This window comes from Lysinibacillus sp. C5.1 (assembly GCF_016350185.1).
Classification (GTDB): Bacteria; Bacillota; Bacilli; order Bacillales_A; family Planococcaceae; genus Lysinibacillus; species Lysinibacillus sphaericus.
Genome location: NZ_CP066226.1, coordinates 1,776,182 through 1,800,801 on the forward strand (window position 1 = coordinate 1,776,182; position 24,620 = coordinate 1,800,801).

The 24,620-nt window shown below is 38.5% G+C and carries 28 protein-coding genes and 1 pseudogene; 23 read left to right on the top strand and 6 right to left on the bottom strand.

All coding sequences use genetic code 11. The annotated features are described in order from the left end of the window. Positions 1–77 precede the first annotated feature (77 nt). The 17 genes from I5435_RS08315 to I5435_RS08395 all read left to right on the top strand — a co-directional run bounded on the left by I5435_RS08315 (position 78) and on the right by I5435_RS08395 (position 15,575). Positions 78–1,484 (top strand): histidine kinase N-terminal domain-containing protein, encoded by a 1,407-nt coding sequence (locus I5435_RS08315; RefSeq protein WP_024363378.1) that lies wholly within the window; start codon positions 78–80, stop codon positions 1,482–1,484. Beyond that, positions 1,477–2,055, top strand: coding sequence for an ANTAR domain-containing response regulator (locus I5435_RS08320; protein WP_024363379.1), 579 nt, complete (start codon positions 1,477–1,479; stop codon positions 2,053–2,055). Before I5435_RS08315 ends, I5435_RS08320 begins: the two co-directional genes overlap by 8 nt. Positions 2,056–2,139: 84 nt before the next feature. Next, complete coding sequence (eutH, locus tag I5435_RS08325; protein ID WP_024363380.1) at positions 2,140–3,384, top strand: ethanolamine utilization protein EutH; 1,245 nt, start codon at positions 2,140–2,142, stop codon at positions 3,382–3,384. 19 nt (positions 3,385–3,403) lie between these two features. Beyond that, positions 3,404–3,745, top strand: coding sequence for an ethanolamine utilization microcompartment protein EutS (gene eutS / locus I5435_RS08330; RefSeq protein WP_024363381.1), 342 nt, complete (start codon positions 3,404–3,406; stop codon positions 3,743–3,745). Between the two features lie 10 nt (positions 3,746–3,755). Next, a complete protein-coding gene (locus tag I5435_RS08335; RefSeq protein WP_024363382.1) occupies positions 3,756–4,253 on the top strand; it encodes a EutP/PduV family microcompartment system protein in 498 nt (165 codons plus the stop codon). Positions 4,254–4,273: 20 nt separating this feature from the next. After that, a complete protein-coding gene (locus I5435_RS08340) occupies positions 4,274–5,695 on the top strand; it encodes an ethanolamine ammonia-lyase reactivating factor EutA (protein WP_024363383.1) in 1,422 nt (473 codons plus the stop codon). Positions 5,696–5,700: 5 nt separating this feature from the next. Then, positions 5,701–7,071: an ethanolamine ammonia-lyase subunit EutB gene (locus I5435_RS08345; RefSeq protein ID WP_337983584.1), complete on the top strand. Its 1,371-nt coding sequence runs from the start codon at positions 5,701–5,703 to the stop codon at positions 7,069–7,071. A 9-nt stretch (positions 7,072–7,080) separates the two neighbouring features. Next, positions 7,081–8,088: an ethanolamine ammonia-lyase subunit EutC gene (eutC, locus tag I5435_RS08350; protein ID WP_024363385.1), complete on the top strand. Its 1,008-nt coding sequence runs from the start codon at positions 7,081–7,083 to the stop codon at positions 8,086–8,088. Positions 8,089–8,100: 12 nt separating this feature from the next. Further along, on the top strand, positions 8,101–8,751 hold the full coding sequence (gene eutL, locus I5435_RS08355; RefSeq protein WP_024363386.1) for an ethanolamine utilization microcompartment protein EutL: 651 nt from the start codon (positions 8,101–8,103) through the stop codon (positions 8,749–8,751). A gap of 15 nt (positions 8,752–8,766) precedes the next feature. Further along, positions 8,767–10,257, top strand: a complete 1,491-nt coding sequence (locus I5435_RS08360) for an aldehyde dehydrogenase family protein (protein ID WP_337983585.1) — start codon at positions 8,767–8,769, stop codon at positions 10,255–10,257. 15 nt (positions 10,258–10,272) lie between these two features. Beyond that, positions 10,273–10,551: a BMC domain-containing protein gene (locus tag I5435_RS08365; RefSeq protein WP_024363388.1), complete on the top strand. Its 279-nt coding sequence runs from the start codon at positions 10,273–10,275 to the stop codon at positions 10,549–10,551. 98 nt (positions 10,552–10,649) lie between these two features. Beyond that, positions 10,650–11,240: a phosphate propanoyltransferase gene (locus I5435_RS08370; RefSeq protein ID WP_036205335.1), complete on the top strand. Its 591-nt coding sequence runs from the start codon at positions 10,650–10,652 to the stop codon at positions 11,238–11,240. A 12-nt stretch (positions 11,241–11,252) separates the two neighbouring features. Further along, a complete protein-coding gene (pduL, locus tag I5435_RS08375) occupies positions 11,253–12,122 on the top strand; it encodes a phosphate propanoyltransferase (RefSeq protein WP_024363390.1) in 870 nt (289 codons plus the stop codon). A 36-nt stretch (positions 12,123–12,158) separates the two neighbouring features. Further along, the gene (locus tag I5435_RS08380; protein WP_108030481.1) at positions 12,159–12,443 is read left to right on the top strand and encodes a EutN/CcmL family microcompartment protein; all 285 of its coding nucleotides are present in this window, start codon (positions 12,159–12,161) and stop codon (positions 12,441–12,443) included. After that, positions 12,436–12,783, top strand: a complete 348-nt coding sequence (locus tag I5435_RS08385; protein ID WP_029747308.1) for a BMC domain-containing protein — start codon at positions 12,436–12,438, stop codon at positions 12,781–12,783. The genes I5435_RS08380 and I5435_RS08385 overlap by 8 nt, the downstream gene beginning before the upstream one ends. A gap of 11 nt (positions 12,784–12,794) precedes the next feature. Then, positions 12,795–13,739 carry a malate dehydrogenase gene (gene mdh / locus I5435_RS08390; protein ID WP_024363392.1) on the top strand — a complete coding sequence of 315 codons (945 nt, stop codon included), beginning with the start codon at positions 12,795–12,797 and terminating at the stop codon, positions 13,737–13,739. Between the two features lie 339 nt (positions 13,740–14,078). Next, the gene (locus tag I5435_RS08395) at positions 14,079–15,575 is read left to right on the top strand and encodes a carboxypeptidase M32 (RefSeq protein WP_337983586.1); all 1,497 of its coding nucleotides are present in this window, start codon (positions 14,079–14,081) and stop codon (positions 15,573–15,575) included. Between the two features lie 49 nt (positions 15,576–15,624). On the opposite strand, the gene I5435_RS08400 is transcribed toward I5435_RS08395, so the two are convergent. The 4 genes from I5435_RS08400 to I5435_RS08415 all read right to left on the bottom strand — a co-directional run bounded on the left by I5435_RS08400 (position 15,625) and on the right by I5435_RS08415 (position 18,656). Further along, on the bottom strand, positions 15,625–17,280 hold the full coding sequence (locus I5435_RS08400) for a b(o/a)3-type cytochrome-c oxidase subunit 1 (protein WP_337983587.1): 1,656 nt from the start codon (positions 17,278–17,280) through the stop codon (positions 15,625–15,627). Then, the gene (locus I5435_RS08405) at positions 17,267–17,758 is read right to left on the bottom strand and encodes a cupredoxin domain-containing protein (RefSeq protein WP_024363396.1); all 492 of its coding nucleotides are present in this window, start codon (positions 17,756–17,758) and stop codon (positions 17,267–17,269) included. Before I5435_RS08405 ends, I5435_RS08400 begins: the two co-directional genes overlap by 14 nt. A gap of 69 nt (positions 17,759–17,827) precedes the next feature. After that, entirely contained in the window at positions 17,828–17,950 is a 123-nt protein-coding gene (locus tag I5435_RS08410) for a hypothetical protein (RefSeq protein ID WP_255313800.1), read from the bottom strand. Between the two features lie 238 nt (positions 17,951–18,188). Next, entirely contained in the window at positions 18,189–18,656 is a 468-nt protein-coding gene (locus I5435_RS08415) for a chemotaxis protein CheX (protein ID WP_024363397.1), read from the bottom strand. A 399-nt stretch (positions 18,657–19,055) separates the two neighbouring features. Here I5435_RS08415 and I5435_RS08420 point away from each other — a divergent pair, with 399 nt between their 5' ends. The 6 genes and pseudogenes from I5435_RS08420 to I5435_RS08445 all read left to right on the top strand — a co-directional run bounded on the left by I5435_RS08420 (position 19,056) and on the right by I5435_RS08445 (position 23,442). Beyond that, positions 19,056–19,385, top strand: a complete 330-nt coding sequence (locus I5435_RS08420; protein ID WP_108030485.1) for a hypothetical protein — start codon at positions 19,056–19,058, stop codon at positions 19,383–19,385. Positions 19,386–19,404: 19 nt separating this feature from the next. Continuing rightward, positions 19,405–19,932, top strand: coding sequence for a hypothetical protein (locus I5435_RS08425; RefSeq protein WP_025219171.1), 528 nt, complete (start codon positions 19,405–19,407; stop codon positions 19,930–19,932). Between the two features lie 617 nt (positions 19,933–20,549). Further along, entirely contained in the window at positions 20,550–21,164 is a 615-nt protein-coding gene (locus I5435_RS08430; RefSeq protein ID WP_258842420.1) for a pyroglutamyl-peptidase I, read from the top strand. After that, positions 21,148–21,849, top strand: coding sequence for a 5-oxoprolinase subunit PxpB (pxpB, locus tag I5435_RS08435; RefSeq protein ID WP_337983588.1), 702 nt, complete (start codon positions 21,148–21,150; stop codon positions 21,847–21,849). Before I5435_RS08430 ends, pxpB begins: the two co-directional genes overlap by 17 nt. Continuing rightward, positions 21,846–22,718: pseudogene (locus tag I5435_RS08440) on the top strand (biotin-dependent carboxyltransferase family protein). The gene pxpB and the pseudogene I5435_RS08440 overlap by 4 nt, the downstream one beginning before the upstream one ends. Next, positions 22,708–23,442 (top strand): 5-oxoprolinase subunit PxpA, encoded by a 735-nt coding sequence (locus I5435_RS08445; RefSeq protein ID WP_337983589.1) that lies wholly within the window; start codon positions 22,708–22,710, stop codon positions 23,440–23,442. Before I5435_RS08440 ends, I5435_RS08445 begins: the two are co-directional and overlap by 11 nt. A gap of 94 nt (positions 23,443–23,536) precedes the next feature. Here I5435_RS08445 and I5435_RS08450 read toward each other — a convergent pair whose 3' ends face one another. Then, the gene (locus I5435_RS08450; RefSeq protein WP_024363402.1) at positions 23,537–23,857 is read right to left on the bottom strand and encodes a DUF4183 domain-containing protein; all 321 of its coding nucleotides are present in this window, start codon (positions 23,855–23,857) and stop codon (positions 23,537–23,539) included. Positions 23,858–23,882: 25 nt separating this feature from the next. Further along, entirely contained in the window at positions 23,883–24,308 is a 426-nt protein-coding gene (locus I5435_RS08455; RefSeq protein WP_108030488.1) for a DUF4183 domain-containing protein, read from the bottom strand. Between the last annotated feature and the right edge of the window lie 312 nt (positions 24,309–24,620).

Here is a 24,620-nt window from a genome sequence, read left to right on the forward strand (position 1 = left end):
CAAGAAATTTAAAGGAATAGTCACAATCACTGTTGAGTATTCTATGATAGGGGGTGGACCTGTCGAGCATTCAATCGTTGTGTAGTAAATATACAAGCTTATCAGGTAAGGATATCGAGAAGTTAGTAGAAATTGAAACTACACTATCTTATTATGCTGAGTTGACAGATTGCTATATGTTCATAGATTGTATGATGGAAAATTTACCACATGCAATTGTTGTAGCAGAGGCATTCCCTACAAAAGAAATTGGTTTATATGAAAAATCAGTGATTGGAAAATTTGTCTTTGAAAGCTTCGAGCCAGCAGTATTTGCAGCTTTTAAACATAAAGAAAGATCATCCATTTCGAGAGCAATCACACAGGAAGGTCTAACTGTAGAACAAAACGTTGTCCCCCTCTTTAATGATGATGGACAGGTTATCGCCGTGTTGATTCAAGAAAAAAAGGTTAAGATGCAAACTGCACCAAAGGATGATTTTCAAAATATGCCTTTTGCATTAATTGAGCATATTGTCGAACCCAACGCGCAGCCAATTCCAGTTGTGTCTGATTTATTAGTAGAGTCAATTATTCTGACAAATCATGAAAATAAGGTCATTTATAGCAATCCTGCAGGATACCGATTTATAACGGAACTTTCAGGACTAGAAAATTTCGATAATGTTGCTTTGGATAAAATATTACCTTTTTTACAAGAGGTCTATGATAAAGGCGATGATGTCTTTTTCTTAGAAATTACAATTGATCGTAAATCTTTTATTGTGAAAAAAATTCCTATCCGCAGTCAAAATGATAAAGTGACACTGCTTATTATTCATGATCTAACAGAGCTAAAGCTGAAAGAAAATGAACTGATGATGAAAACATTTGCTATACGGGAAATTCATCATCGTGTAAAAAATAATTTACAAACGGTTACAAGCCTATTGCGACTGCAAATGCGCAATGACCTAGCGGCTTCAAATGCAAGTGCTTTTCAGGAAGCATTAAATCGCATTTATAGTATTTCTTCTGTTTACGAACTTATTTTAGAAAATGAGGATAATGCGGAAGAAAAAGTGGATGTTATCGCTTTGTCTAAAAAAATAGGGTATAAAATGGTTGGCACTTCTCATACAGCAGCCATTCAATTAATCTTCCATCACGATGAACTACAGCTATATTGTCATTCTAAAAAGGCGGTTTCACTCGCATTAATTATTTGTGAGTTATTACAAAATGCTTTAAAGTATGCTTTTATTGATCGTGAGGAAGGAACAATTGATATAAAATTTCTTCAGGATGCATCTTCTATTTCACTTCATATTTCCGACAACGGCGTTGGGATGCAAGAGGTGAAGGCATCTTTTGGAATGGAGATTATTACAAGACTTGTTGAATATGATTTAGCTGGCACATTTACAATTATCCCTAGTGAACAAGGTACACATACTCAAATTCAGTTTCCTGTAAGTGAGGAGGTATTTATCCTAAATGACTAGGAAAGTTATGATTGTCGAAGATGAATCACTTATTGCAATTGATTTGAAGTTTATGCTAGAAGATAATGGTTACGAAGTAGTAGCACAGGCAAATAATGGCGAATCTGCGATTGAACTAGCTTATACACATAAGCCTCAGCTGATACTAATGGACATCAAAATGCCGAAGCTAGATGGACTAAAGGCGAGTAAAATTATTGAACAGCAGCTCGGTATACCAGTGCTTTTTATATCTGCTTATAGTGAAAAAGAATTGTTATTATACATGAAACAGGATAATATTTTAGGGTATGTTATGAAACCGTTTTCTGAGAAAAATGTCCTACCAGCGTTGGAAGTGGCGTTTCATCAAATCGATAAATTTAACCGTTTAAACGGAGAATTATTGCATAAGCAAAGCGAGATAGAAAAGCGAAAAGTCATCGAACGAGCGAAAGGTTTACTGATGCAAGTAGAAAATCTTAGTGAAGACGAGGCATATAAAAAAATTCGCAATGAGAGTATGCAAAGTCAACAGGAAATGGTAACAATTGCAAAACGAATTATAAATACATTACAAGTAAATAGATGAAGCAAAGACGCTTTAAAGAGAATTTTTCTTTAATGCGTCTTTTTTTTATATATATTTATCAAAATCAAAGGGGGGATAAGTAGGATGGCAATGATAGGAACGATCATCGTTTATATTATTATGATTTGTGCAGTTTTAGGTGCAATCGGAGCGATTCGAGATGCAGAGTATGGAATTGGTAAAGAATTTATGAATGGACTCCATACAGTAGGTCATATTTTTGTACCAGCGGCAGGAATCATGGCAGCTATACCTTACTTAACGTGGTTTATTAGTCATTTTATTAGTCCGATTTTTGAATTGATTGGAGCTGACCCAGCAATTGCAGCTACAGCAATTTTAGCGTCGGACATGGGGGGATATCAATTAGCAAATGCTTTAAAAGAGTCGTATGAAGGATGGGTGATGGCGCTTGTCGTTGGTTTTATGTCAGGTGCAACCATTGTATTCTCGATTCCAATGGGGCTTGCGATGTTAGACAAGCGTGATCATAAGTATATGGCATTAGGCATTATGGCAGGCGTATTAACGATTCCGATTGGTGCATTTATTTCGTCGATTATGATTGTGATGTTTAACACAGAGGTTCGTGAAGTGATTAGTACAACATCTGCACCAACCTATGTGTTTGCCATTTCTATTTTACAAATATTACTTAATTTATTACCGTTATTTATTTTTGTTATCTTAATTGCGTTAGGGCTAAAGCTTATCCCGAATGGCATGATCAAAGGGTTTATGATTTTCGGTCGTGTGATGGATGCAGGTATTAAGCTTGTGCTTGTATTCTCTATTGTCGAAATTTTCACAGGCATTTTTACTAAGATTTTTGGGGCATGGGGCTTTGATCCCATCATGGCAGATAGTGTAGACCAATTCCGTGCATTAGAAACGGCCGGTTATATCGGTATTATGTTAGCGGGTGCATTCCCAATGGTGTACTTAATAAGAAAATATGCTTCTAAACCGCTTGAAACAGCAGGGAAGAAATTAGGTCTTTCTTCAGTAGGAAGCGCAGGGATTTTAGCGACAAGTGCTAATATTTTGGCCATGTTTACACTTGTTCGTCAGATGCCACCAAAAGATAAAGTAATCAACATTGCTTTCGGGGTTTGTTCAGCATTCCTGTTAGGCGACCATTTATCTTTTACGGCTAATTTCCAACCAACCATTATATTGCCTGTTATAGCAGGGAAGCTGTTAGCAGGGGTGCTTGCCATTATTTTAGCTTACAAGCTATCAGTACCGACCGCATTAAAACTAGAACAAGAGGATCGTAAGGCAGGCATTATTAAAGAGGGAGAATATTTAACAGATCAAAAGTCTTGATAGAAAGAGGTGATGAAATGTGAGTGAGGAAAAGAAACGTTTTATTCAGGAGTTTGTGCCGGGTAAGCAACTAACATTGAGTCATCTTATTGCAAATCCTGATCCAGATATGTTTCAAAAACTTGGTATACAAGAAGCAGGTGCGCTCGGCATTATGACTTGTACACCGAGCGAAACAGTTATTATTGCTGGGGATTTAGCAACAAAGGCAGCCAATGTAAAACTAGGTTTTTTAGACCGTTTTACAGGTAGTCTCGTTATTGTTGGCAGTGTATCTGAAGTAGAAATGGCGATGTTGGAGATTAATCGTTTTTTATCGGAAATGCTCGGTTATACGCCATCTAAAATAACGAAGTCATAGGATGTGTCAAATGAAAAATCGAGTAATGATAATAGGTGGTGTGCAAGCTGGTAAATCAACGCTAATGAATGCGTTATTAGGCAAAGATGGACAAGCTATTAAAACTCAAGCACTCGTATTTGATGACTGGATTGTTGATACACCTGGAGAATATATAGAAAATCCAATGTACTACAGGAATATTATGGCAACATCACTTGAAGTAACACATGTGATTTATTTGCAAGATGCCACGTCATCAAGGAGTGTTTTTCCTCCGCAGTTTAGCTTGGGTATACCCAAAATTCAAATTGGTGTCATTACCAAAATTGATGCACCCCTTGCAGATGTAGAAAGAGCAACAGCATTGTTAAAAAATGTGATGACGCACGGTCCAATTGTGAAAACATCAGCATGGCAAAAGCAGGGCATTGAGTTGATTGCACCACTTATTCAACTGCGGTCAGACGAAGAAATTCGCCAGTTTGTCAAGGACCGTGATAGTCCCTATCTCATATATTGCCCATAGTGGCATAAAGGAGGTATAGGTTGAAGACAGAAAAAATTTATAGTGCAGGCATTGATATTGGGACAAGTACAACAAAGATGGTTGTCAGTAGTTTTCTGTTGAAAAATGTTGCTGGTGTGACCCATGTGCCACGAATAGAAATTATTGAAAAAACGGTGTTGCATCAAAGTCCTATTATTAAAACACCGTTTGTTACGAAAGACATTATTGATATGGAACAAATAGAAAAATTTATATTTCAGCAATATCAATTGGCTCAAATTTCACCAGCGGATATTTCAACAGGCGCCATTATTATTACAGGTGAATCTGCTACGAAAGAAAATGCTAGGGAGGTTGTCCATACCCTTGCAGATGCAGCTGGACAGTTTTTAGTTGCCACTGCTGGTCCGGATTTAGAAGGGATTATTGCTGCAAAAGGGGCGGGGACTGTGCAACAGTCCAAAAACACAGCTAAAGTAATTGCCAATATAGATATTGGTGGCGGTACGGCAAATATTGCAGTGATGCAGTTCGGTGAAGTGATCGGCACATGCACCTTACATGTTGGCGGTAGATTAATCGAATTTCAGCATGGCAAAGTCTATTCTATCTCACCTCCTATAAAGCAATTAATGAAGCATTGGTCTAATCCATTACAAGTAGGTGACTCTGCAGAAGACGTGCGCGTTGCACAACTTATTCAAGAAATGGCGGACTTTTTAGCTAACACGTTAAGCGGACAACTACAAGATGCACAACATCCATTATTGTTAGGACATTTACCAAATTGGCATAAGCCTGTGGATGCAATCGTTTTTTCAGGTGGTGTAGCTTCTTGCATTTATGATCATGATTGTTCGCAGCGCCAATATGATGATATTGGTGAAAAACTAGCGAACATGCTTTTACAACATGAGCAACTTCAAGCGTTTTTATGGCTACAGCCGCAGGAAACTGCTCGCGCTACAGTAACTGGAGCAGGAACCCAAACAACCGAAATTAGTGGTGCAACGATTCAAGTTGATGCGGATGTATTACCGTTAAAAAATATTCCTGTATTTAATTGCTCAGGTGTAGCAACGAAAGCGTTTGATCAAATCGTGAAGACAGCAGTGGACAGAGCAGATGCACTTTTTTCACTGGATGATCACCGCGCACCCTTTGCACTTTATTTTAGTGAGTTACCGTATTTAAGTTTTGAAGATGTCCATGCATTGTGCGAGGCCATTTTACGATACTTAGGAACAAGAAGCTCCAAGGACATACCAATTATCATAGTCATTCAATCAGATTATGCAAAGGTCATAGGGCAAACGCTACAAGCCATTAATCCAACAGTTCCTATACTATGCATTGATCAAATTAAAGTAGAAACAGGCGATTACATTGACATTGGGGAAGTGCTACCTTCTGGTGTTGTCCCCATTGTAGTGAAAACACTTGCTTTCCACTCAAAGTAAGGAGGATGAACGTGAATCTATCGGTGATATTTGGTGGAGAAAAATATAATTTTCAGTCATTAAAAGATGTGATGGCTAAGGCCAATGAGGAAAAATCAGGAGATCAGCTAGCAGGGATTGCTGCTGAATCTGTCCAACAACGAATTGCAGCAAAAGCTGTTTTAAGTGAATTGTTAGTCAAGGATATACGCGAGAATCCGCTAGTTCCACCTGAAAATGATGAAGTGACACGCATTATTGAAGGCGATATTAATGAACAAATATATGGCGAAATAAAAAACTGGAGTATTGAACAGCTTCGAGAATACATTTTATCGAATGATACAGGTGATCGAGAGTTAAAACGTTTAAGTAAAGGCATGAATTCAGAAGTAATTGCAGCCGTTACGAAATTGATGTCTAACTTAGATCTTGTTCATGCAGCCAATAAAGTAGAAATCTTATCAACTTGCAATATTACGATAGGGCAAAAGGGTACGCTTTCTTCAAGACTACAGCCGAACCACCCAACAGACAATATCGATGGCATTATTGCCTCATTAAAAGAGGGATTGTCCTATGGAATCGGTGATGCAGTTATCGGCATTAACCCAGTAGATGATTCGATCGAAAGCGTTAAAAAGGTGTTACAGGCGACAAAAGAATTTATTACTGATTGGTCGATTCCAACGCAGAACTGTGTATTGGCTCATATTACAACACAAATGAAAGCCATTAAGCAAGGAGCTCCTGCCGATATGATTTTCCAAAGTATTGCAGGGACAGAAATTGCAAACCGTTCGTTTGGCATTTCTGCTGACTTAATTCGAGAAGCAGAGGAACTCGTGAAGAAACAGGGAACGGGAACGGGCCCGAATTTATTTTACTTTGAAACTGGGCAAGGTTCCGAGCTCTCGGCTGAAGCACATATGGGCATAGACCAAGTAACACTCGAATCACGCAACTATGGATTTGCTAGACATTTTAATCCGTACATAGTCAACACAGTTGTTGGCTTTATTGGCCCTGAATATTTATATAACAACAAGCAAGTCATTCGGGCAGGGTTAGAAGATCATTTTATGGGTAAAATGCACGGCATTCCTATGGGCGTGGATATTTGTTACACCAATCATATTAAGGCTGACCAAAATGATGTGGAAGATTTAAGTGTGTTACTAACTGCAGCTGGTGTCAACTTTATTATTGCGGCACCGATGGGAGACGATATTATGCTGAACTATCAGTCTATGAGCTTCCATGATGTTGCAACATTACTCCAAACATTTGGTAAAACACCAGCACCTGAATATTTAGCTTGGTTAGAAAAAATGGGCATTTACGAAAATGGTCGTCTTTCAGCTAGAGCTGGCGATTTATCGATATTTGAAAGGTAGGTGAGACCATTGAATGAACAGCTAGTATCCATGATTACACAGCTTGTGATGGAGAAAATGACCAATACATCGGGCACTTCTTCAGAAACAGCTCCACCAGCTGAAGAACAAAAACAACCATTAATTAAATTTTATGATAGTGCGGCTAAGCATACAGAAGAACTATCAAGTCCACAGGCAACATCAGATCAATCGTTAATTAAGCTTTACCAAACAGCTTCAACAAAGGATTATTCGCAAAATACTACTAATTATGATGTTTCCACAACTGTAGAAACGGCGAAGGCTTTTCAATTTGAAGAGCAAAATGTATCAGAAAGTGTGCAAGCAGCTAAAAAGCATACACCTGCAAGAATTGGTGTTGGTAGAGCGGGGACAAGACCAAAAACAAAAACTTGGTTGAAATTCCGACTCGATCATGCGGCTGCAGTAGATGCAGTGTATGGAGAAGTGACAGAAGCACTATTACAAAAACTGAATGTCTTCCAAGTAACAACAAAAGTAACGGATAAAGAAGAATATATTACGAGACCTGATTTAGGTCGCCGCTTATCTGATGAAGCGAAGACACTTATACAATCAACATGTAAAGCACGCCCAACCGTGCAAATTATTATTTCCAACGGCTTAAGTGCGAGTGCGATTGAAGAAAATGTCCAAGATGTATATTTAGCATTACAACAAAGTCTTACCAATTTAAATATTGAAATAGGCACTACTTTTTACATCGATAAAGGGCGTGTAGCGCTTATGGATGAAATTGGCGAGCTATTGCAAGCTGAGGTCATTGTTTACTTAATTGGTGAACGTCCTGGTCTAGTGTCAGCAGAGTCGATGAGTGCGTATTTATGTTATCAGCCGAGAATAGGTACGGTTGAAGCAGATCGAATGGTCATTTCCAACATTCATAAAGGTGGTATTCCTCCATTAGAGGCAGGAGCTTATTTAGGAACTGTCGTGCAAAAAATATTGCAATACAAGGCAAGTGGCGTAAACCTTGTCGCAAAAGAAGGTTAGGGGGAACAAGCAATGCATCCTCATAAAATTATGGCTGATATTTTGGCTATGCAGATGATTCCTAGAGTGAATAGAGACTTGGCAGCACAGCTTGCGTTGAAGCCAAATCAGCATAGCATTGGGCTAGTCACACTAACCATTGATGATGTCGGATATGTGGCTTTAGATGAAGCGACAAAAAAAGCAGATGTGGAAGTGGTTTATGCAAAAAGCTTCTATGCAGGAGCGGCTCATGCGTCAGGACCATTATCTGGTGAAATGATTGGCATTATAGCGGGTAGCTCCCCAGATGAAATTCGCAGTGGGCTGGAGGCAATTGAGCAAAAGGTGCAATTTGATACGTATTTCGAAGCCATTAATAATAATGAAAACCATGCACTTTTTGCGCATACTGTGGCAAGCTGTGGCAGCTATTTAGCACAGTTAGCAGACGTTAAGATTGGCACTGCGCTCGCTTATTTAATCGCACCACCACTTGAGGCGGTTGTCGGTTTAGATGCCGCTTTAAAGGCAGCAGATGTAGAGCTAAAACTATTTTTTGGACCACCTTCCGAAACCAACTTTGGTGGTGGCATAGTTAGCGGCAGTCAGTCTTCCTGCCAAGCTGCTGCAGATGCATTTAGAGAAGCAATTGAACATGTTGCGAGAAATCCGGTTATTTAGAAAGGAGGCGGCTTTATGGCGACATTAGATAAAGACTTATTAGCCATTCAGGAAATGAGAGACGCTGTTAGTCAAGCAAATGCAGCACAAGCGGCCTATATGCAATATTCCCAACAACAAGTGGATAGTATTGTGAAGGCTGTTGCGGATGCCGCATTTAAAGAGGCAGAACGATTAGGCAAAATGGCTGTCGAAGAAACAGGGATGGGTATCCAAAATCATAAAAAAATGAAAAATGAAGTAGCGTCAAGAGATGTATATGAAGATATTAAAGATTTAAAGACAGTTGGCGTGATTGGCACAGATCGACTAAAGAAAGTAACAGAGATTGCTAGTCCATTTGGCGTTATCGCAGGAATTGTGCCAACAACAAATCCTACATCTACAGCCATTTTTAAAACGCTTATTTCTTTAAAAACGAGAAATGGCCTTGTGTTAAGCCCGCATCCATATGCCGTTAAATGTACAAAGGAAGCTTTAGATATTTGTAGAGTTGCGGCAGAAAATGCTGGTGCGCCAGAAGGGTTGTTACAATGTTTAACAATGTCTTCAATGGAAGCGACACAACAATTAATGAAACATCCACAGATTCACTTAATTTTAGCAACGGGCGGTGGGGCGTTGGTCAAAGCGGCATATAGCTCTGGAAAACCAGCCTATGGGGTAGGTCCTGGCAATGTACCAGCTTACATCGAAAAATCAGCCAATATTCAAAAAGCCGCACGTCAGCTAGTGCAAAGTAAATCCTTTGATAATGGCACCATTTGTGCGACAGAGCAGGCCATTATTGTGGATAAAGTGATAGCTGAACAAGTTTTAGCAGAATTAAAGAAACAGCATGCTTATATATTGAATGCTGAAGAAAAATTAAAGATGGAAAAGTTAATATCTCCTGTTCCTGGCAAAGTGAATCCACAAATTGTTGGAAAATCAGCGGTGAGTTTAGCACATTCTATCGGCATTATGGTGCCAGAAGAGACGAAAGTACTTGTTGGGTTGGAGATAATGATTGGAAAAAACATTCCATTTTCACTAGAGAAGCTATCACCAATATTTGCTTTCTACACAGTAGAGGATAGCACAGAGGCCAAACAAGTGATGATTGATCTACTGAATATTGGAGGACGGGGACATTCTTGTTCTATTCATACGGAAAATACAGCGCTAGCAGAGCAGTTTTCGCTTGATTTACCAGTGTCGCGTATTGTTGTGAACACGCTATCTTCAATTGGTGCGGTTGGTGGTACGACTGGATTAGCACCATCCTTTACATTAGGTTGTGGGACATTTGGTGGTAATATTACGTCCGATAACATTACAGCTAGACATTTATTAAATATTAAGCGCATGGCTTATGGCATGAAAGATGTAGAGGTGCCAGCTCCGGAATTTGATTTACATCCGGTGGTAGAAAATATAAAGGCACAAGCACCATCATTGGATACAAAAGTGGTGCAACAAATTGTTGATCAAGTTTTAAAGCAAATTACATTACAAACTAAATAATTGGAGGAATGACAAATGAGTACAGCATTAGGAATGGTAGAAACAAAAGGTCTTGTAGGAGCAATTGAAGCAGCGGATGCAATGGTAAAAGCAGCAAGTGTCAATTTAGTAGGGAAAGTCCATGTTGGTGGCGGAATTGTTACTGTTTTGGTTCGTGGCGATGTAGGTGCAGTAAAAGCAGCAACGGATGCAGGTGCAGCAGCAGCTCAACGTGTTGGAGAATTGCTATCTGTGCATGTAATTCCACGCCCTCATAACGAATTAGAATTAATTTTACCAAAAGCAGAAGCTTAATTACACGACTGAAGAGGCATTCATCGCTTGTAAATTAATGTGATGAATGCCTACTATCAACAGTAAAAAATCAGTTACTAGATTTAGAGGTGGCTAACTTGAATATAAAATCACAAGCATTTCCAGTTGCCATTTCAGCCCGTCATATACATGTAAGTGAAAAAGATTTACAAGCACTATTTGGTCCAAACGCAACGTTGACAAAGGATTTTGACCTTTCGCAACCAGGACAGTTTGCAGCAAAAGAGCGTGTCTCCATTGAGGGACCAAAAGGAGTCATTCACAATGTGCGTGTATTAGGACCTGTAAGGGCAGCAACGCAAGTGGAAATCAGTCGAACAGATGCGATGAAACTAGGTTTAAACCCTCCCCTAAGACAATCGGGAGATATCGAAAATTCAGCTAGTATTAAACTTATCTATCAACAACGAGAAGTGTTAATCGAGCAAGGAGTCATTATTGCACAGGCCCATATTCATATGACAGAAGAAGATGCGAAAGCATTGGAAGTACACAATAATGAAATCGTTTCTGTAGAAGTTGACAGTGAAAGACCTGTAACATTTCGTGCTGTAGTAGTACGTGTCTCAAATGATTTTAGCTTAGAAATGCATATTGATACAGATGAGGCCAATGCGGGCTTTATTGCACAACAAGCACAAGGAAGAATTGTGAAATCATGTTCGTAAGGAGGAGGTTTGATGCAAGAACAATTAGTGCAAAAAATCGTCGAAGAAGTTTTACAGCAAGTATTAAAAAATCAGCCTTCCCGCCCAGATGACGGTAAAATTCCAATCGGCGTATCCGCGCGACATGTACATCTTGCACAGGCAGAAGTGGAGCAGCTTTTTGGAGAAAACTATCAATTAACGCCGAAGTTTGAGCTCTCGCAGCCAGGACAATTTGCTGCTGAAGAAACGGTCGTCATTGCAGGACCAAAAGGTTCTATTGAAAGAGTTCGCATATTAGGTCCAGCACGAACGTTAACACAAGTAGAAGTGAGTTGGACAGATGCGATGAAACTCGGCGTCAAGCCGCCATTAAGAATCTCTGGGGATATTAAAGACTCTAGCCCTGTGACGTTAATTGGTCCAAAAGGTAGTGTTGTTTTGCCAGAAGGTCTTATTATTGCACAAGCGCATATTCATATGTCTCCTGCCGATAGCGAAAGATTTCAAGTAGTAGATGGGCAGTCGGTACAAATCAAAGTGCAAGGACTACGACCGATTATTTTATCCAATGTGATGATTCGTGTATCTGATCGCTATCGTTTGGAAATGCATATCGATACGGATGAAGCAAATGCAGGCTTAATTCAGCAAGGTGCTTTTGCAGAAATTGTTAATGGACAAGTGATGGAACCTTTGACTGTAAAGGAAATGCCACTAGTCGCAAAGCAAGCGCCTGCAAAACAATCTATCTATCACTTTGAAAAAAAGTTACTTTCACAGGTAGATGTACTGGAAATCGAAGCTCAAGAAATTGTCGTGCCAAAAAGAACCATCGTGACAGCATTAGCTTATGACAAAATACGAGAGCTGAATAAAAAAATAACGATTCGCTCTGAATAATAAGTATTATCCAGACAACCTAAAGAGGGTGAGTTTATGCAGATGGGAAGAGTGATTGGCAGCGTATGGGCAACACGTAAGGAAGAAGGGTTAAATGGCTTAAAACTATTAATTATCCAACCAATTGATTCCAACCAACAGCCAATTCGTACGGAAATAGTAGCAGCTGATCGCATCGGTGCAGGGATTGGTGATGATGTACTGATTACGAGTGGAGGGTCTTCCCGTTATATTATGAAGGACAATCCCCTCCCTATTGATGCAGTTGTAATCGGAATTATAGACTCTACAGATGTAATGCGAGGTGAAAACAATGAGTAGCGCAATTGGCATGATTGAAACAAAGGGATTAGTGGGGTCTTATGAGGCTGCGGATGCGATGATTAAAGCATCTGATGTCACGATTGTTAAACAAGAATTTGTCGATGGTGGTATTGTAACAGTCGTCGTAACAGGCGATGTTGGCTCAGTACAAGCAGCAGTCGATGCTGGTAAAGAGGCGGCAAAACGCGTTGGAGAATTATTAGGCGCACACGTCATTCCTAGACCAGACGAAGATGTTTTCAATATGATTAAAGGACCAGAGACGCCAAAGAAAAAACCGGTCTCAACACCGGCACGTGCTAAAAAAACAACAGAAGCAGCAACTACGGACAATTGAGGTGAAGCATAATGGCATTTCGCAAAAATAAAATTGCTGTTATTGGAGCCGGTCACACGGGTGCAACATTGAGTTTATTCCTCGCACAAAAGGAATTAGGCGATGTTGTGTTGCTAGATATTCCAGAAGCTGAAAATCCAACAAAAGGGAAAGCACTGGATTTATTACAAACAGGGCCGATTGAAAAATTTAATGTGTCGATCCAAGGAACAAGTAATTATGAAGATATTGCAGGCGCATCTATCGTTATTATTACAGCCGGTATTCCACGTAAACCTGGGATGAGCAGAGATGATTTAGTGACGACAAATGCGAAAATTATTCAACAAGTTTCGAGACAAATTAAACACTATGCACCTGATAGCATTGTTCTTGTATTAAGCAATCCAGTAGATGCGATGACATATGTATGTTATAAAGAAACAGGATTTCCTAAAAATCGTATTATCGGGCAATCTGGCGTATTAGATACCGCACGCTTTAATGCATTTGTAGCCCAAGAGTTACAAATTGCACCCGAAGATGTATCGGGATTTGTATTAGGTGGACATGGTGATGAAATGGTGCCATTAATCCGTTATTCCTATGCAGGAGGCATCCCGTTAGAAAAGCTTATTCCCCAAGATAGACTACAACAAATCGTCGAACGTACACGTAAAGGCGGCGGTGAAATTGTAGGCTTATTGGGCAATGGTAGTGCTTACTATGCGCCAGCTGCTGCTTGTGCGCACATGGTGGAAATCATTATGAAAGATCAACGAAAAATTATTCCTTCCATTGCCCTGTTAGAAGGAGAGTACGGCTACCATGAATTATTTTTAGGTGTACCGACGATTTTAGGCGGTAATGGCATTGAATCGGTTATTGAATTGCACCTTACACAGGAAGAACAAACGGCGCTCAATCAATCAGCACAAGCCGTTAAGCAAGTATTACAAATTTGCCAAAACATATAACTAGTATGTTTGAAGACAAATAGCGTTTCCCCAACGTTATATGTCAGCTTTACAATATGTTTGATTGGAAACCGAGCATAAAACTAGTTGAAACCCCCATTTTAAAATAAATGCTCCCTTCAAATAGAAGGGAGTTCTTTGCTTTTAAGCCTAAAGATTACTGATGATAATTTGTGCAATCGCTGATAAGACATGAGAGATGTGCATTCCACAGAAGATTGCATAATGGTAGTGTTAAAACTCTGAATTATCAAAATTGTTTTGGTGACTGGCACTCGAATATACAAAATTTTCGGAAATATGCTAAACTAGTAACGTAAAAAAGGAGGATGATTGGATATGACTGTACAGCAATTTACAGACTATGTGAAAAAAATGCAGCACTATCAGGAAGCATTGGGGGTAATCTATTGGGATATGCGTACTGGTGCACCTAAGAAAGGGGTAGCGCAGCGTTCAGAAGTAGTTGGCACATTATCGGCCTCCTTGTTTGACATGCAAACGAGTGAGCAATTAGGGGAACTACTGACGGCTTTAGAGGCACAAAACACAGAACTGGACTATGTAACACGCCGTTTAGTCGAGGAAGTACGCAAAAATTACGATCAAAATAAGAAAATTCCCGCTGAAGAATATAAAGAATATGTTATTTTACAAGCGAAAGCGGAAACAGTTTGGGAAGAAGCAAAAGCGACAAATGATTTTGCGCAATTTTTACCTTATCTAGAGCAAATCATTGAATGGCAAAAGAAATTTATACAATATTGGGGCGTTAAAAACGGTTCTACATACAATACGTTACTTGATTTATATGAACCAGATATGACGACGGAGGTGTTAGATCAAGTATTTGGCGAATTACGTGAAACGATTGTGGCGCTTGTCCAAAAAATCGCAGCTTCTCCAAATAAGCCAGATACAACGATGTTATTTAAACAATTTCCGAAAGAGGCACAGCGAGCATTGTCATTAGAGATGCTAACGCAGCTTGGCTATGATTTTGACGCAGGTCGCTTAGATGAAAGTGTCCATCCATTTATGATTGGCATTAATCATGGCGATGCACGTATTACAACGAAATATGATGAGCATGATTTCCGTTCTGCTATCTTTGGCACGATTCATGAATGTGGGCATGCGATGTATGAGCAAAATATTGATGCCAAGCTTGCCGGTACACTATTAGCAACTGGGACATCGACAGGCATCCATGAATCGCAGTCACTATTCTATGAAAATCTGGTTGGTCGAAATGAAAAGTTTTGGGAGCACAACTATGAACGCCTGCAAAAGCATTCACCAGCACAGTTTGGAGATGTTCCGTTAAATGATTTTCTTCGTGCTATTAATATGGTAGAGCCATCACTAATTCGTATTGAAGCAGATGAGCTAACATATCCACTGCATATTATGATTCGTTACGAAATTGAACGTGATTTGTTCAATGGGGATCTACAAGCAAAAGACCTTCCAGAAGTGTGGAATGCGAAGTATGAGGAATATTTAGGCATCCGACCTGACAATGATGCGAAGGGCGTTTTACAAGACGTACACTGGGCAGGGGGCATGTTTGGTTACTTCCCATCCTACGCATTAGGAATGATTTATGCGGCACAATGGAAGTATGCGATGGATCAAGATCTTCCAAATTTTGATGACTTACTGTCAAAAGGGGAGCTTCTGCCAATTCGCGAATGGCTAACAGACAAAGTCCATCAATACGGTGCGCTGAAAAAGCCGTTCGAGCTACTACAAGAGGCGACAGGAGAAGGCTTAAATGCCAAGTATCTTGCAAACTATTTACAAGAAAAATATACAAAATTGTATCAGCTCTAAAAAACAAGCGATTTCTCTCCAATGAGAAATCGCTTGTTTTTAAAATATTTTACCAGAGCTTAAAGCCTTTTGAGCCTGCTGGTGAATTTGAAATAATATCAAAGATTGGAATTGTGTAAGCAAAAATTATTAACGCTACTAAAATGACCAGCCATACTTTAAAGTTTTCAAGCATAGGTGGTGTTGGACCACTGCTTTCATGGATTGAAGCAATTGGGAATTCCTCTTCGCCTTTTGGTGCAAACCAAGCGAGCTTAATCACGACATACGTAATAACTAAAATCGCAATAAATAAAATAGTACCACCAACCGCTTGCGCAATCTGATAGGGAATCCAATCATATGCTTGTTGTGCACCGCCATATTCTGAATAGTCAGAGCGGCGTGGAGCACCAAGTAATCCTGCAATATGCATGGCTGTTGACATGATCGTCATACCTACTGCCCATAGCACGCCAGAAACAATACCAAGTGAATTTAATGACTTTGTCAGTTTACGACCTGTTAAATGAGGGATTAACCAAAATGCTGCTCCAAAATACGTTAAAACAACTGCACTTGCAAATGTTAAATGGAAGTGCCCTGGAACCCAAATAGTATTATGAATAAGTTGGTTCATCTGGTAAGATGCATTGACAATACCACCGGCACCACCAGGAATGAAAGCAAGCATACCGATAAATGGAACGATAAAACGTGCATCTTTCCAAGGTAATTTTTTAAACCAGCCGAAAAGTCCTTTACCACCAAGCTCACGACCACGTAATTCAAACGTTGCAAATAAAGAGAATGCGGTCATTAAGGAAGGCACAACAACTGCCATTGTTAATACTACTTGAATAAATTTCCATGTTGTATCAATACCAGGCTCTGTTAATTGGTGATGTAAACCAACAGGTACTGAGAAAATTAAAAACAGCATGAATGATAAGCGAGCCAATGAGTCAGAGAAAACTTTTCCGCCAATGACTTTAGGAATGACTACATACCACACCATATAGGCTGGCAATAACCAGAAGTAAACGAGCGCATGGCCGAAATACCAGAAAAGTGTACGAGAAAGTAATACATCTACGCGTTCAATAAGACCAAGTGACCACGGTAATAGTTGGAATAAAACAGAAACGGCTACGCCTAAAGAAGCAACGAACCACAGTAAATTATTGACTACTACCATAAAAGATAGTAGGGGAGACGTTTGGCCTTTATGTTCTTTGCGCCACTGAACATAGCGCAATATTTGTCCTGCCGAACCAATCCAAGAGCCAACAACTACGAGTGTTAAACCGAGATAAAAAATCCAGTGCGCTTGCAATGGTGCGTAAAATGTATAAAGGACAGTTGCTTTATTTAATAACACCATGACTGCAGCTGCAACTGTACCGATCGTCATGAACCAAAAACCAATCCATCCAAGCAAGCGTTGTTTATCTGTAAAAGTACCAGATGTACGACTAACACCTGCGATTTGAAAACCGAATATAAAGAACGTTGTTAAAATAAGACCGAGTAAGACACCATGAACTGTTAATACTTGATAATAACCAATACCAGCTGGCAATTTGAATTGACCTGAACGTATAAATACTTGTAATAAACCGGCGAGACCACCTAATAATAATGCGATAAATGCCACATAAACATGGGCAAGGGCTAGTTTCGCATCACGACGATCCACCTTTGTCATAGCGTTATTTAGACTCATTTGGATCCACCACCTTCAGCATAGAATGCATAAGCGTATGTCCTGTACCGCAGTATTCATTACATACTATTAAAAATTCACCAGTTTGATTGATTTCAGCTACATATTCAGAAATATATCCAGGTTCAAGCATCATGTTAATATTAGTGCCTGCAATTTCAAACCCATGAATCACGTCTTCACTTGTTGCGATAAATTTTACTTTTGAACCAAGTGGTACTTCAATTTCAGGTGGATTGTAAAAGAAAGCAGATGCTAAAATAACCACCTCATAATCCCAATCCTTTCCTTCCACTTTGTGTACACCTGGATTTGTAAATGGTGCAATTTCTTTTACTTTTTCATAATCGATGGTTTTCTTATTACTGTTTGGATGTGAGCCTTGATGGAATGCACCGATACCAAGAATAATAAGAAATGCAACTAACGTAGCTACGCCAAATACCAACCAGTACTTCTCATATTTATGTATATGCATATCTCTGTTGTCCTCCTCTGTTGTATTACTTACATCATGTTAATGAAATAGTGCCTTTTACTAAGGAAATTAAAAGCGGTCCATAAATAAATTGAAGCAGTATATCCAAATTAAAATAATGATAAAGCCTACTCCGAACACGCCATAAAGTGAACCTTTTAGATTATCTTCTGGTTTTTTATTATTAGCCATTTTTACTCCCTCCTAAGCTTTCATAGTAGCTTTCTTAAAGTCATAATATTACTATCCAATTCAATTTGATGTGAAAAAAATCACACATCTAAGTAGAATGTGTGAAAAAAATGTGAAATATTGAAATGCAAAAGGAGTTGGCTCTAATATGAGCCAACTCCTTTTTATGCGTATAACAAAGCGTATTCATAAATACTAGCTGTAGTTACATAGAATGTATCGTTTGAAAGAGCCACAGTTAACTTGTTATGACTTCTTCTTCAATCGTCAATAATACCGTAAGTGCACCAATGTTGGGAATCGTAACTGGTAGAACAAATGCTTTTTCAAAACCATAAAGTTTTGTGTTACCAACCATAACAGTAGGTGGTGTAATATCAATTTCTAAATTTTCCTGTCCTACTGCTGTACATAAATTACCTGCAATCATATTGCCAAATTCACCAGTGAAGGATTCTAGCATTTCTCCTTCTAATGGCATACCAAACATTGTACTGCCGATACCGCTAAATACTTCAGGGGAGGAATCTATAATTACACGTCCCTTTACATCTCCAATTAGGCCAATTAATACACCCATTTGCTGTTGTTGAAAGGGCTCAGAAATAATACTTGGCGCTTTCACTTGGATGTCCATAGGTAGGATTGTTTTTAATGCATGGATTGTCCCGTTTAAAATAGTTTGAAAGTACTTCGAATTACTCATCATTACCGCATCCTTTTTCCGACTTTTCTACATCTTACCATGCTGAAAGGGTAAGATGAAAGTATGTCTTGACGAAATCGGATGAAATTTATATTATATTAATGAGAATGATTTTCAAAATCAACGAATTTGTGCTATAGTGTACATAATAAGAAGAAAAGGAGCGGTCAGCAATGACATTCGTTTTCATTGGAGCAACAGTAGCTATTTATATTGGAGTAGGGAAATACGTGATGAAGCAGGCGACTGCACATTTAAATTAATAGTACTATAGTTTGTGGTACTGATTTTCAATCGTTTTTACAGTACATTAATATTTAATTCAAGAGTATGACTTGTGTCATACTCTTGAATCTTTAGATAATATATTTGATGCACAATTTTTCGGGAGTGGAATTTATGGGTTCATTATGTAATTGCAAGGAACTTGTGCAAATAAAAGTGGAAGCAGATATTGGTGCTGATCCATTATGGTGTAAGGTTTGTGGCTTTAATTTGGATATGGATAAAATGGAGATTTCTGATTCCTTAAAGATACAGTTAAGATCATGGATAAATGATTATGGAGCATGGATAAATGTGGACTCTGATAGCTTAATTGTTGGAGGTGAGAATCTAGAAAAACAACATAATGAAATAGGACTAAGATTAACGGAAAAAGTGATGAGTGAAATAAAAAATAAAAAAATTGTTTTTCAACCTTCTTCAATGTTTTTGAATAGTAATTAAATAGAAAGGAATACTCTAAATGAAAAAAGTACTTGTTCATTTAATGGTTTTTACTCTTTTATTTGCTACTATTGGGACAACTGTAAGTTATGCAAAAGATGATGAAGTTTTTGAAGATGATTACATAGTTGATTACCACGAGGGTGTTGAAGGTTTTGATTGGGCAATTTATCTGGATGATTCAGATGATAATGGAGGTTCTGACAATAATTTAGAAGAGCCTCAAATTGAAGCAAGGGCTCTTCCATTTGTTCCTATTGTTATTGGAGTCGTAGTAAGATTAGTTGCCAAATGGGTAGGAAAACAGGCTGTAAAGAAAATTTCTAAGCATGCAGCTGAAAGAGCTGCTCAAAGAGGTATAACTGAGAGGCATTTTGCATCCGCAATGGCATATGGAACAAAATATGTAGATAAAAATACCGGAGCGAAAATTCTTTATCATTCTCCAACGCAAACTACTTTAGTACTAGATAAAGCTGGAGATGTAGTAGTGACTTCTTATAAGCAAATAGCTCCTAAAGAAGTATGGATACACAAAAATTGGTGAACGACAATCGATTACTAAAATCTATGAAATTCTATTTTCTGAAATCTGAGAGGTTGGGACATAACTAAAAAATTTAAGGACAGAGGAAAGGTGTTCATAAATTTTTTTCTAAATAGGAGATTTTAGCTATGCTTTTGCAATAACTAAAAAATAGAAGTGTTCACTAGTTGTTGGTAGCGAGAGCGGTGACTCTTGCTCAGAACAGTACACAATGTTAGACGTAACAGACCGCACTTTAGAGAAGGTTGCGGCTTACTGTGCTGAGCGGAAAGCACCGCCTTAGCGGGTAACAACGGCATAGTAAAAGGTGTTAGATTGATTGGGTTCAATCTAACACTTTTTTCTTTTGTTCCAGATTCTTTTATTTATCGAATTTTATAGTTCGGATTTCAACTTGGATAAGAAACATCTAAAGTTTAATAGTATAGGACAAAAAATTTAGAATAATAGCATAATTTAATAGCCATCAAGGGCATTTATTTTTAATGTTTGATAAAATTGAAGCAGGTTGCAGGTTATAGATTTCGGGGAATTGGAGAACCGACTTTGCAGTATTTATTAAAAAAATGAAAAGGGCTTGCGATAAAGCAATGTCCGATTGAAATTAGGTGAAGAATATGAAAAAAATACTATTAACGGGCTTTGTCCCATTTTTAGATTACACAATCAATCCTACGATGCAAATTGTAGAAAGTTTAAACGGGAGTATAATGGACGGCTATGAAATTGTTGGACGGACGCTATCCGTTGATTTTCAGCAATCCGCGCAGCAGTTAAAGGGATATATTGCGGAAATACAGCCTGAAATTATTATATCCTTAGGGTTAGCTGGTGGACGATTTAAAATCACACCAGAGCGCATAGCGATTAATGTGAAAGATGGAGAGCCTGATAACAATGGCTATGTGCCTGTTGATGAAAGCATTGATGATGGTGGGCAGGATGCCTATATAACCAATTTACCTATTCGGAAAATGGTTGATCGATTATGTAAAGAAGGTTATCCTGCAGAAATTTCAAATACGGCAGGTACTTATCTATGCAATAATATTATGTATGAAGGGCTAGCTTATGCTAAGCAACATACAGGGATTCGTGCTGGCTTTATTCATATTCCGGCATCTTTTGAATTAGCGATTCAGCACGGCAAAATACCAGGGTGGAATATGCAAGATTTAATGACGTGCATTAAGCTTTGTATCGAGGAAACCATTCGTGAAACAAATCATTGAGTTCCCTCATACAATGTGGATTAGTCAATACACAATCCGTTTTGCCTTCGATGAAGTCATTTCGCAAGAAAATTTTCAGCTAGTCCAACAGTTTAACCGCTTTTTGAAAAAAATGCTACATACCAATCTTATTGAAAGTGTTGCTAGTTATCATACGGTTACAGCATATGTGAAACACCAAGTAGATATAGCCTTCTTACAAGAACAATGGCTTACAATGCAAAGGAACGCCCAGGTTGGTGAAGTAACAAGTCAACCATTACAAATACCAATTTGTTATGATGAGGAATTTGCTTTGGATATGCACCGTGTGATGGATGTTACAGCTTTGCCATTTGAGGCCATAAAAAAATTGCATATGGATAAAGTATATAGTGTCTATTTAATCGGCTTTTTACCTGGATTTCCTTATTTAGGGGACTTACATAGCCAATTATTTGTCCCACGTTTAACAAAACCACGCCCGCTTGTGTCCGCAGGATCGGTCGGTATTGGCGGGTTACAAACTGGGATATATCCCCTCGATTCACCAGGGGGATGGAATATTATCGGTAAGACACCTTTCACATTATTTGATATTCATAGGAAAGCCCCTTTTCTCTTTACTCTTGGAGGTCAAGTGCAATTTTACGAAATAACCAAACAGGCGTTTTTAGAAATAAAAGTAAAGGAGTGTAGCAATTGAAGCCACTTCTTATTGTTAAAAAACAAGGTGTTTATGGTAGCATACAAGATCAAGGGAGGGAGGGCTACCGAGCATTTGGGGTCCCTCGATCAGGGCCAATGGACAAAGTATCATTTCAAGTTGCACATACTATTGTAGATAATGCGACAGTGGACCAAACGTCGTTTGAAATGTTTATAGGTGGTTTTGAATTTCAAGCGTTAAATGATGGAACTTATGTATTGACTGGTGCAACTTGTCTGTGTTTATTAAATGGACGTCCAATTGAAATGTGGAAAACCTTTCAATTATTTAAGGGAGATATTTTATCTATCAAAAGCGTAAAGAACGGCTCCATTGTTTATCTCACACCTAAAGGTGGATTTTAAACAGACCTTGTACTTGGTAGTAAAGCCAGCTTACCAATGGTAGATAGTACTCCATGTGTGGGCAGTGTGTTGTATGGGCAACATGCAACGCCATTATCATGGACAAGAGGGCTGTATGCACCTTACCGCCCTTATTTTCATACGGCTATTACAGTAAGGGTTTTTAAAGGGCCTCATTTTCAATTATTTACAGAAGAAAGTAGCCAACAATTTTTAGCTAGCTCCTATCAATTTTTGGGCGGGAATCGTATGGGCTATTATTTAAAAGGGAACGTCCTCGATTTGAAAACGAGGAAAGATATACTTTCAGAAGCGACCCAATTTGGGACAATTCAAGTGCCACAAAGCGGTCAGCCTATTGTTTTAATGGCCGATGCCCAAACAGTCGGCGGCTATCCAATCATTGCTACCATCCATGAAGATGATTTACATAAAGTTGCCCAAATGCGTATGTTTAACACAATAAGATTTGTACTAACGGAGGAATCGTATGCCAATTGATATTAATTGTGATATGGGCGAAGGTATGGATGTTTTGACACTCGACAAAGATGACGAAATTTTAGACTATGTAACGTCAATTAATATAGCCTGTGGGTATCATGCAGGGAATCATACAATCATGCATAGGACTGTACAAAATGCTATTCGTAAAAATATTCGTATTGGAGCACATCCAGGCTATCCTGATTTTCAAGGATTTGGGCGTCGAAATATGGATGTTAGTGCGGAAGAAATTTATAATATGATGGTCTATCAAGTTGGTGCTTTGCAAGCATTTGTCTCGGTAGAAAAAGGCATTCTTCATCATGTGAAGCCACATGGCGCACTGTATAATCAAAGTGCCAATGATATAGAAAAGGCAACAGCCGTTGTCAATGCGGTATATGATTTAAACCCAGCGTATGTTTTATATTGTTTAGCAGGTAGCAAAATCGTGCATATTGCGAAGGAAAAGGGCTTACGCGTCTATGAGGAAGTTTTTTCGGATCGTCATTACAATGACGATGGGACATTGGTAAGTAGAGAAGAGCCGAATGCATTAATTCAAACAGAAGAAGAAATGCTTGTGCATGTCAAAGGTATTTTAACTGCCAATGAAGTGATGTCTGTCCAACAAAAGAAAATACAACTTTCTGCCCAAACATTATGTATACATGGAGATGGCCCACATGCATTGACTTTTGCAAAGAAGATTTTTGCGTTAAGAAAACAAATAGGATAACAAAATGGATGGATGCTCAATAAAAGAGCGTCCATCCAATTAAAAAATACATTGAATGACTCGATTTAATAGCAAAATACTTCTTCTAATGCTATTAAATAGTTGTCACTAATTCTACAGCTTCAATAATAATTGGAGTGCCTGCCGAGATAGTCGCTGTCACAGTGTTAAATGTTATTTCTGTTGCGGAAACTGTATAGGCATCACCTTCTTGAAGCACACCATTGATATATAAATTATAGTAGCCATTAATTACGACTGGGAAAGCAGTTGCTGCAGTACCACTGTCAGTCAAAAACGTTGTTGCAGCAAGTGTTGTACCATCTGTAATGGCAAGTGGTGTTGCTAAAATATTAAAAAATTTCGTGGATGTGCCTGAAACATTGACATTAATATTAATAATGGAAAGTGCCACGTGCATTCACCTCCTTTCAATAGTGCTAGTGAGTTTCGTTAAAAAAGCCGAGAGATTCAATAATAATGGGTGTTCCTCTATAAATAGTTGCGTTATCAGCATTTAAGATGAGTGCATTTGGTGTTACGGAATAAATGCCACCTTCCTGCATAACGGCGTTAATATAGAGATTTACATAGCCATTTGGATAGGTGATAATAAATTCTGGTACATTTACGCCGTTGTCATCAGAAAATAGATTCGCTGCTAAAGTGGCCCCATTTGTCAATTGAATATCGGATGTTACTATATAGAAATATCTATTTACTCTAGGAATAACCATCCCTTCAGGAACAATGATGGAAGGGGGTTGGGGAATAGGGACATCACGAGCTATAATACGAGGCCATCTAAATTGATTTTCACAATCGCATAACGGTGTAATCTGAAAACAATGTTTTTGCTTTACCATTTATATAATCACTCCTTTTATTTTGATCTTTATGCCCCTATAGTTGTATCAGATTTGTTTAGTGCTGAACCTCAAATTGTTATTTTGTAACCGTTTTTTAACCTTCACTCTTATCTAAAATATGAAAAAAAAGAAGAATTGCTTAGTTAACTATCCATTTTGCAGATAAAAATAGTAGATTTTCTACAAGGATCATGCTACTTCATTTTGGATAAACATGACTATGTTGACGAATATTACGTCTGAAACCTTGATATATATGCTTTTCAAAGTAAATTAGTGTTATACTTTGCATATCTAATAAGGTAGAAT